Consider the following 8,567-nt stretch of genomic DNA (forward strand, 5'->3'; position numbering starts at 1 on the left):
ATTCCGCCAGCGCCGCGTTTCCTTCTTACTCCACGGCCACGACGACGACCGACTTGGACGGGATGTCCAGGGTCAGCGTGCCGCCCGAGAGCTTGGCGCCCTTGAAGGCGACCGGCGCGACGGTGGGCTTGGCGCCGAAGGCGTTCATCGCGTCCATCTTGTCGGCGGTCATCACCTGGCCCGACACCGACTTGGCCTTCAGCGTTCCCAGCGCGACGCTGAGCTTGACGCTGTCGTCCGGCGACATGTTGGCCACCGCCACATAGGTCTTGCCGTCGGCGCCCTTGGCCGCCGAGGCGTTGAACGCCGGGATCTTCGTCCCCGCCACGTCGATCTCCGGCGCGGTGACGTCCAGCGGGATCGCCGTCGAGTCCTGGAACGGCAGGTACATCTTGTAGGCGTAGTAGGTCGGGGTCAGGACGATCTGGTCGTCCTTGGTCAGGATCATCGCCTGCAGAACGTTGATGGTCTGGGCGATGTTCGTCATCTTCACCCGGTCGGTATAGTGGTGGAAGATGTTGAAGTTGGCCGCCGCCACCACGCCGTCGCGCAGGGTGTTCAGCTGGTAAAGGTGCCCCGGATTGGTGCCCGACTCGACGTCGTACCAGGTGCCCCATTCGTCGACATAGAGACCGATCCGCTTCTTCGGATCGTTCTTGTCCATGACCGCGACGTGCTGCTTGATCAGGCTGTCCATACGCAGGGTCTGCGCCATGGTCTTGCCCCAGGCCGCCTTGTCGAACCCGGTCGCGGCGCCCTTCTTGTCCCAGTTGCCAGTCGGCAACGTGTAGTAGTGCAGCGAGATAGCGTCCATGAATCGGCCGGCGTTCTTGGTCACCACGTCGGTCCAGTTGACGTCGAACGAGTTCGCGCCCGAGGCGACGCGGGCGGCCGGATTGTCGCTGTTCTTGTGGAAGAAGGCCGAGAAGCGGCGGTACTCGTTGGCGTAGTACTCCGGCGTCATCTCGCCGCCGCAGCCCCAGCTTTCGTTGCCGATGCCGATGAACGGCACCTTGTAAGGCTTGTCACGGCCGTTGGCGCGGCGTTCCTGGGCCAGGGTGTCGTCGCCCGGCGACGTCATGTACTCGACCCACTCGCGCATCTCGGTCGGGTCGGACGAACCCATGTTGACCGAGACATAGGGATCAGCGCCAACCTGCTCGGCGAAGTCCATGAATTCGTGAGTGCCGAAGGCGTTGGTCTCGGGCGAACCGCCCCACCAGTTGTTCTTGCGCGACGGGCGCTTGGAGCGTTCGCCGATGCCGTCGCGCCAGCGGTATTCGTCGGCGAAGCAGCCGCCCGGCCAGCGGATCACCGGCGTCTTGATGTCCTTCAGCGCGGTGACCACGTCGGTGCGGATGCCGCGGATATTGGGGATCTTCGAGTCTGGCCCGACCCACACGCCGCCATAGATGCCCGCGCCCAGGTGCTCGGAGAACTGGCCATAGATGTAGCGGGAAATCGGCGCGCCGGGCTGATCGGCCTTCAACGTCGCAGCGGCGGTCAGTTCGGCGGCCTGGGCCACCCCTTGCGCGCTCGCCGCCATCGCCAGCAGCGCGACCGCCGCGCTCAGGAACCTCTTGGCCTTGGCCATGCTCTTTTCCCTCCGAAACTCATGGGGAGCTGTAGCCGCTCCCTGAATATCGCGCGCCACGCTCGGCGGACGACCGCGCCCCACGATGCGAGGCTCCACGGCGCGACTTGGTAGCAGGCTTAGTTTTGTCCTACAATAATAGACGGTGGCCTGATGGTCGTATCTTGTGGGATCCCGAGCCTTCCTTGAGCTTGAGCACAAGCGCGCTTCTCTGATCCCCATCCCCGCCCCTTGCGTTGACGCTTTGGCGCGGGCCATATACTCGGACAAAAGATCGAGAACGGCCCAAGGTCGCCGAAGCCCGCGTCCGACAGCGCCCCGATGAAGAGGAAACGATGCCCGCCATTCCCCAAAGCGCGCCCCGAGGGACGCCGGCCTCGGCTGCCGACGCTCCCCAGCAACGCTACGGCTCGGCCTTGAGCCTGCTGGCCAGTCTGTTCTTCATGTGGGGCTTCATCACGGTCATCAACAACACGCTGCTGCCGCATCTGCGCAGTGTGTTCGTGCTCGACTACACCCGTACGACCTTGATCGAGTCGGTGTGGTTCATCGCCTATTTCGTCGCCTCCATCCCGTCCGCCAAGCTGATCGAGCGGATCGGGTATCAGAAGGCGATCGTCATCGGCCTCCTGGCCATGGCGGTCGGCGCGGCCATGATGGTTCCGGCGGCCATGCTCACCTCCTACGCCCTGGTCCTGACGGCGTTGTTCGTGATCGCCAGCGGCATCACCCTGCTGCAGGTGGCGGCCAACCCCTATGTGGCCGTGATCGGCCCGCCCGAGACCGGCTCGTCGCGGCTGAACCTGGTCCAAGCGTTCAACTCGCTGGGCACCACCCTGGCCCCACTGTTCGCCGGCTACCTGATCCTGGGCCGGTCCAAGAGCGGCACCGCCCAGGCCGGCGTCGCCCTGACCGCCGCCGAGCGTCATGCCGACGCCCAGTCGGTGATCCTGCCCTATGTGATCGTGGCGATCGCCCTGGTGCTGCTGGCCCTGGTCATGGGCCGGGTGAAGCTGCCGGCCATCGGCCAGGCGACCCAGCGCACCTCGCGCGAGGGCCGCAAGAGCCTGTCGTTGTGGACCCACCGCAACCTGGTCTGGGGCGTGCCGGCGATCTTCATTTATCTGATCGCCGAGATCGGCGTCGCCAACCTGTTCATCAACTTCGTCTCACAGCCGAACATCGCGGCGATCACCCACGAGGAGGCCTCGCGCTACCTGGCTATACTGTGGGGCGGCATGATGGTCGGCCGGTTCCTGGGCAGCGTTCTGATGCGCCGCTTCGCCGCCGAGCATGTGCTGGCCGCCTTCTCGATCGGCGCCTTCATCGTGATGCTGATCACCACCTTCGCCCACGGCCCGGTGGCCATGTGGTCGCTGATCGCGGTCGGCTTCTTCCACTCGATCATGTTCCCCACGATCTTCACCCTGGGCATCAAGGGCCTGGGCCCGCTGACCGAGGAAGGCTCGGGCCTGCTGATCATGGCCATCGCCGGCGGGGCTCTGGTCATCGTGCAAGGCTGGCTGGCCGACACCTTCGGCCTGCAATGGTCGTTCCTGCTGACGGCGGCCTGTGAGGTCTACGTCCTGTTCTATGCACTGTGGGGCTCCAAACCCACCAACGCCCTGCCCGACCCGCACGTCGAATAAGAGATCCGCCATGACCCGACTGTCGCGCCGAACGGCTTTGAAGACGAGCGCCGCGATCGGCGCCGCGAGCCTCGCCATACCCGCTTTCGCCGCGGAACCGGCCCGGAGGCTCGCCAGCTTCCCGCTGTCGCAGGTGCGGCTGAAGCCGTCGCGGTTCCTGACGGCGCAGGAGACCAACCAGCACTATCTGCTGTCGCTGGAGCCTGACCGCCTGCTGCACAACTTCCGCGCCGGCGCGGGCCTCCAGCCGAAGGGCGAGGTCTATGGCGGCTGGGAGAAGGCGGGTATCGCCGGCCACAGCCTGGGCCACTACCTGTCGGCCGTGTCGCTGATGTGGGCCCAGACGGGGCAGCCCGAGTTCAAGCGCCGCGCGGCCTACATTGTCGAGGAGTTGGCGGCGTGCCAGGCGGCGAACGGCGACGGCTACACGGGCGGCACAACGGTCGAGCGCGACGGCAAGACGGTGGACGGCAAGATCGTCTACGAAGAAATCCGCGCCGGCAAGATCGACACTTCGGGCGGGTTGAATGGCGGCTGGGTGCCGATCTACACCTATCACAAGGTCCTGGCCGGGGCGCTGGACGCCCACGCCCTCTGCGACGATCCCAAGGCCCTGGCGGTGGCCATCGCCCTGGCCGACTACCTGGGCCGCATGTTCGAAGCCCTGGACGCCGCGCAGGTCCAGACCGTGCTGCGGATCGAGCACGGCGGCATCGTCGAGAGCTTCGCCGAACTCCATGCTCGCACGGGCCAGGCGCGCTGGCTGGACCTGGCCCGCCGCGTCCAGCACGAGGACATCGTCGCGCCGCTGGCCGAGGGTCGCGACGACCTGGCCGGCAAGCACGCCAATACCCAGATTCCCAAGCTGATCGGCGAGGCGCGGCTCTACGAGACTGGCGGCGACGCGCGCGCGGCCAAGGCGGCGATGTTCTTCTGGGAGACCGTCGTCGACGACCACTCCTACGTCATCGGCGGCAATTCGGAGTTCGAGCACTTCGGCCCGCCGCGAAAGCTGTCGACGCGACTGGGTCAGCAAACCTGCGAGTGCTGCAACAGCTACAACATGCTGAAGCTGACCCGGCACCTCTACGCCTGGTCCGGCGAGGCCCGCTATTTCGACCTCTACGAACGCGCCCACCTGAACCACATCCTGTCGCAGCAGGATCCCGGCACGGGGATGTTCACCTATTTCTCGCCGCTGGCCTCGGGCTACGCGCGCGGCCACTCGACTCCGACCGACTCGTTCTGGTGCTGCGTCGGGACCGGCATGGAGAACTATTCCAAGCTGGGCGACAGCGTCTTCTGGCGCGACGGTGATGGCGTGCGGGTCAACCTCTACTACCCGTCCACGCTGGACTGGGCCGAAAAGGGCCTGAAACTCGAGATCGACACCGACTTCCCGTACGATGACCAGGTGTCGCTGACGGTGACCAAGGCGCGATCGGCCACGCCGGTCTCGCTGCGGATTCCCGGGTGGTGCGCCAAGCCCTCGGTGAAGGTCAACGGTAGCGTCCGGGCCGCCGCGCCGAAGAACGGCTATGTCGAACTCACCCTGCGCGCCGGCGACAAGGTGACGTTGACCTTGCCAATGTCGCTGCGGACGGAAGCGATGCCGGACGCTCCGGACCTGATCGCCTTCCTGAACGGTCCCCTGGTCCTGGCCGCCGACCTCGGTCCAGCCGAGCAGCCATGGGACAGCTTCGATCCGGTGGTGATCGACGCGACGGGCGCGCCGTCGCTCGTTCCGGTCGCGGGGCCTCAGCGCTTCACGCTCGCCGACCACGGCAGACCTGAGGCTCTCAAGCTGCGCCCCTACTTCGAGCAACACCACAATCGGACAGCGGTTTACTTCCGGCGCCTGACGCCCGCGCAATGGGCGAACCTGGAGCCGGCGCTGGTCGCCGACGCCAAGGCGCGCGCCGACATCCGCGACCGCACGGTCGACATCATCCGCTTCGGCGAGCAGCAGCCCGAGGTCGACCACAATCTAAAGGCCAGTCCCGGCACCCAGGACACCGGCAACCTGACGGTCCGCAGCCGGATCTTGAACAAGGGGTCCATCGCGTTCGAGATGGCGACCGCGCCGGGCCCGCTGACGCTGCAGGTCACCTATGACGGCTCGGCGCGGAACAAGGACTTCAGGATCCTGGTCGAGGGCCAGGAGGTGGCGCATGAAACCCTCACGGGCGAGCGCACCGCGCCCCTGAACGTCAAGACCTACGCCCTGCCCCAGGGCCTGACCGACGGCCGGAGCAAGGTGACGGTGCGGTTCGAGATGACCGCTAACCAATGGGCCGCGGTCTTCGAGGCTCGCCTGTTCAAGCAAGCCGAGGCGCGCGCCTAGCGCGCCTCGCGAGGCTCTTAGTGGTTGTCCCGCGGCAAGCCCTTGGTCTGGGCGATGCGTTGATACTTCACGGCGGGCTCGAGTACGGCGCCGGTCTCCATCTGGCCCACGACAGCGCGCTGCATTTCCTGCCACGGCGTCTGGCTTTCCGGATAGGCGAAGCCGCCGGCCGCCTCGAGCGCCTTGCGCCGCTCGACGATCTCTGACGGTGAAACCAGGACGTCGACGCGCGACTTGCGCAGGTCGAACCGCACCTTGTCGCCGCTCTTCAGCAAGGCGAGRCCGCCGCCGGCCGCCGCCTCGGGCGAGGCGTTGAGGATCGACGGCGAACCCGAAGTGCCCGATTGTCGGCCGTCGCCGATGCAAGGCAGTTGGTGGATCCCCTGCTTGATCAAGTAGTTGGGCGCACGCATGTTCACGACCTCGGCCGCGCCCGGATAGCCGATCGGGCCGGCGCCGCGCATGAACAGGATCGAATTGGCGGTGATGCCGACCGACGGATCGTCGATCCGACGATGGTAGTCCTCCGGCCCGTCGAACACGATGGCGTCGCCCTCGAAGGCTTCCGGATCGTCCGGATTCGACAGGTAGCGATCGCGGAATTCCTTGGCGATCACGCTGGTCTTCATGATCGCCGAGTTGAACAGGTTGCCGCGCATGACCACGAAGCCGGCCCGCTCGACCAGCGGCCGCGAGAACGGACGGATGACATCCTCGTCCTCGATGGGGGTTCCGCGATACTGCTCGCCGATGGTCTGGCCGGAGACGCACTTGGCGTCCTCGCGGATCAGCCCTTGCTCGATCAGCTGGCCGAACACGGCGGGCACGCCGCCGGCGCGGTAATAGTCCTCGCCCAGATATTCGCCGGCCGGCTGCAGGTTGACCAGCAGTGGCACCTCCTCCCCGGTCTGCTGCCAGTCGTCGATCGACAGCTCGACGCCGACGTGGCGCGCCAGGGCGTTCAGGTGGATCGGGGCATTGGTCGAGCCGCCGATGGCCGAGTTGACGACGATGGCGTTCAGGAATGCGTCGCGGCTCAGAATGTCCGACGGCTTGAGGTCCTCGTGGACCATGTCGACGATGCGCAGGCCGGTGCGGTAGGCGTTTTCCTGGCGGTCGCGGTACGGCGCGGGAATCGCCGCCGAGCCGGGCAGCGACATGCCCAGGGCCTCAGTCAGCGAGTTCATGGTCGTGGCCGTGCCCATGGTGTTGCAGTAGCCGGTCGAGGGGGCCGAGCTGGCCACCAGCTTGATGAAGCCGGCGTTGTCGATCTCGCCGGCCGCCAGCAGCTCGCGGGCCTTCCAGACGATGGTGCCCGAACCGGTGCGCTGGCCCTTGTGCCAACCGTTCAGCATCGGGCCCACCGAGAGGGCGATGGCCGGAATGTTCACTGTCGCCGCCGCCATCAGGCAAGCCGGCGTGGTCTTGTCGCAGCCGATCGTCAGCACCACGCCGTCCAGCGGATAGCCGTAGAGCAGCTCGACCAGGCCCAGGTACGAGAGATTGCGGTCCAGGCCCGCCGTCGGCCGCTTGCCCGTCTCCTGGATCGGATGGACCGGGAATTCCAGCACGATGCCGCCGGCGCTACGGATGCCTTCGCGCACGCGTTCGGCCAGAACCAGGTGGTGACGGTTGCAGGGCGACAGGTCGGAACCCGTTTGGGCGATGCCGATGATCGGCCGACCCGATTGCAGCTCTTCCAGCGACAGGCCGAAGTTCAGGTAGCGCTCCAGATAGAGCGCGGTCATGTCGATATTGTCCGGATTGTCAAACCAAGCGCGCGAACGCAGGGCGCGGGGCGAAACGGGAGGAACGCTCATGACAATCCTTGAAGGCGATAGGCCTTGGCGACGACGGGAGGCGCGACCACCGACGAACGTTTAAACAAGGCGCAGAATCGCGCGCTTGTTCATTCGCGGCATCGCTTTATCGTATTTGTCTGACTATACCGCGCCGTCCGGAGCGTCAATCAGCGCCGAACGCTTTGCGAGTAGGTCCCGAACACCGATCTTCGCCTTCAATATGGCAAGCAAGGCCTTGTCCGAGGATTACGCCGGGCGTCCTGAACGCCGCTCGATAGCCGCGCGCGTGTCGTCCAGCGCCAAGTTGACCAATCGCTCCATCGCCTGACGCGCCTGATCCGCGCGCCCAGCGGCGATAGCGTCGAAGACTTTCCAATGGTCGGGCATCGGATCGCGGGGCAGTTCGCGGTCGCGCTGCTTGAAAATCGTCGTCCAGCGCACGGCCGCGCCGATGCTGCTGCTGAGCGTGCACAACGGCGCATTGCGGGTCGCTTCCAGGACGGTGTCGTGGAAGTCGCGGTCGGCCGCCTGCCCGGCTTCGGTGGCCAGGGTCTCGTGCTGCATGGCCACCAGGGCCGCGCGCATCCGCTCCAGCTGCGCGTCGTCGCGGCGCTCGGCCGCCAGGGCGGCGGCGGCCGGCTCGACGATCATCCGTAGTTCGTAGAGCTCCTGCAGGAACGCCTCGCTCGGCTCCGATTCGAAAAACCAGGCCAGGACCTCGGGGTCCAGCAGGCTCCAACGGTGGCGCGGACTGACCCGGGTTCCGGTCTTGGGTCGGCTCTCGACCAAACCCTTGGCGGCGAGAATCCGGATCGCCTCGCGATAGGCGCTGCGCGAGACATGTAATTTCTCGCTGGCGTCGATCTCGTTGTTCAGCACATCGCCGGGCTGATGCTGCCCCGAGACGATGGCGATGCCCAGGGCTCGCGCGATCGACCCATGGATACGACCGGAGAAGCCTTCCTCACGCTCGGCTTCGGCGCCAGTTTCCTTGGCCTTCGACACGCGTCTTTCGCTCCCTGCGACGTCTACCAGCGCCCGTCTCGCGCCCCGGTGGCGACTCTAGCGAGACCAATTGTCCGAGAACAAGCGAATTCGCCCCCATGCCGAGATGCACTTCGACCGCGGAGAACGACGCAAATGTACGACGAATCCGGCGAGCGCGCATGACGTGATGT

The 8,567-nt window shown here is 66.2% G+C and carries 5 protein-coding genes; 2 read left to right on the top strand and 3 right to left on the bottom strand.

Annotation, left to right across the window (positions count from 1 at the left end):
• Positions 1-25: 25 nt before the first annotated feature.
• Positions 26-1,594, bottom strand: a complete 1,569-nt coding sequence (locus AC1DSO_RS19920) for an alpha-N-arabinofuranosidase (protein ID WP_477070461.1) — start codon at positions 1,592-1,594, stop codon at positions 26-28.
• Positions 1,595-1,929: 335 nt separating this feature from the next.
• Here AC1DSO_RS19920 and AC1DSO_RS19925 point away from each other — a divergent pair, with 335 nt between their 5' ends.
• Positions 1,930-3,243 carry a sugar MFS transporter gene (locus AC1DSO_RS19925; RefSeq protein WP_477070462.1) on the top strand — a complete coding sequence of 438 codons (1,314 nt, stop codon included), beginning with the start codon at positions 1,930-1,932 and terminating at the stop codon, positions 3,241-3,243.
• Positions 3,244-3,253: 10 nt separating this feature from the next.
• Positions 3,254-5,587 carry a beta-L-arabinofuranosidase domain-containing protein gene (locus tag AC1DSO_RS19930; protein ID WP_477070463.1) on the top strand — a complete coding sequence of 778 codons (2,334 nt, stop codon included), beginning with the start codon at positions 3,254-3,256 and terminating at the stop codon, positions 5,585-5,587.
• Between the two features lie 17 nt (positions 5,588-5,604).
• Here the strand turns inward: AC1DSO_RS19930 and AC1DSO_RS19935 are convergent, their stop codons facing one another.
• Together AC1DSO_RS19935 and AC1DSO_RS19940 are read right to left on the bottom strand one after the other, a co-directional pair.
• Positions 5,605-7,407, bottom strand: a complete 1,803-nt coding sequence (locus tag AC1DSO_RS19935) for an IlvD/Edd family dehydratase (protein ID WP_477070464.1) — start codon at positions 7,405-7,407, stop codon at positions 5,605-5,607.
• A gap of 228 nt (positions 7,408-7,635) precedes the next feature.
• Complete coding sequence (locus AC1DSO_RS19940; protein WP_477070465.1) at positions 7,636-8,394, bottom strand: FadR/GntR family transcriptional regulator; 759 nt, start codon at positions 8,392-8,394, stop codon at positions 7,636-7,638.
• Positions 8,395-8,567 lie beyond the last annotated feature (173 nt).

The sequence above is a fragment of the Caulobacter sp. P4_E5 genome (assembly GCF_056401555.1).

Coding starts and splice junctions, on each gene's coding strand:
- AC1DSO_RS19920 (WP_477070461.1), bottom strand. CDS start 1,594: ATGGCCAAGGCCAAGAGGTTCCTGAGCGCGGCGGTCGCGCTGCTGGCG.
- AC1DSO_RS19925 (WP_477070462.1), top strand. CDS start 1,930: ATGCCCGCCATTCCCCAAAGCGCGCCCCGAGGGACGCCGGCCTCGGCT.
- AC1DSO_RS19930 (WP_477070463.1), top strand. CDS start 3,254: ATGACCCGACTGTCGCGCCGAACGGCTTTGAAGACGAGCGCCGCGATC.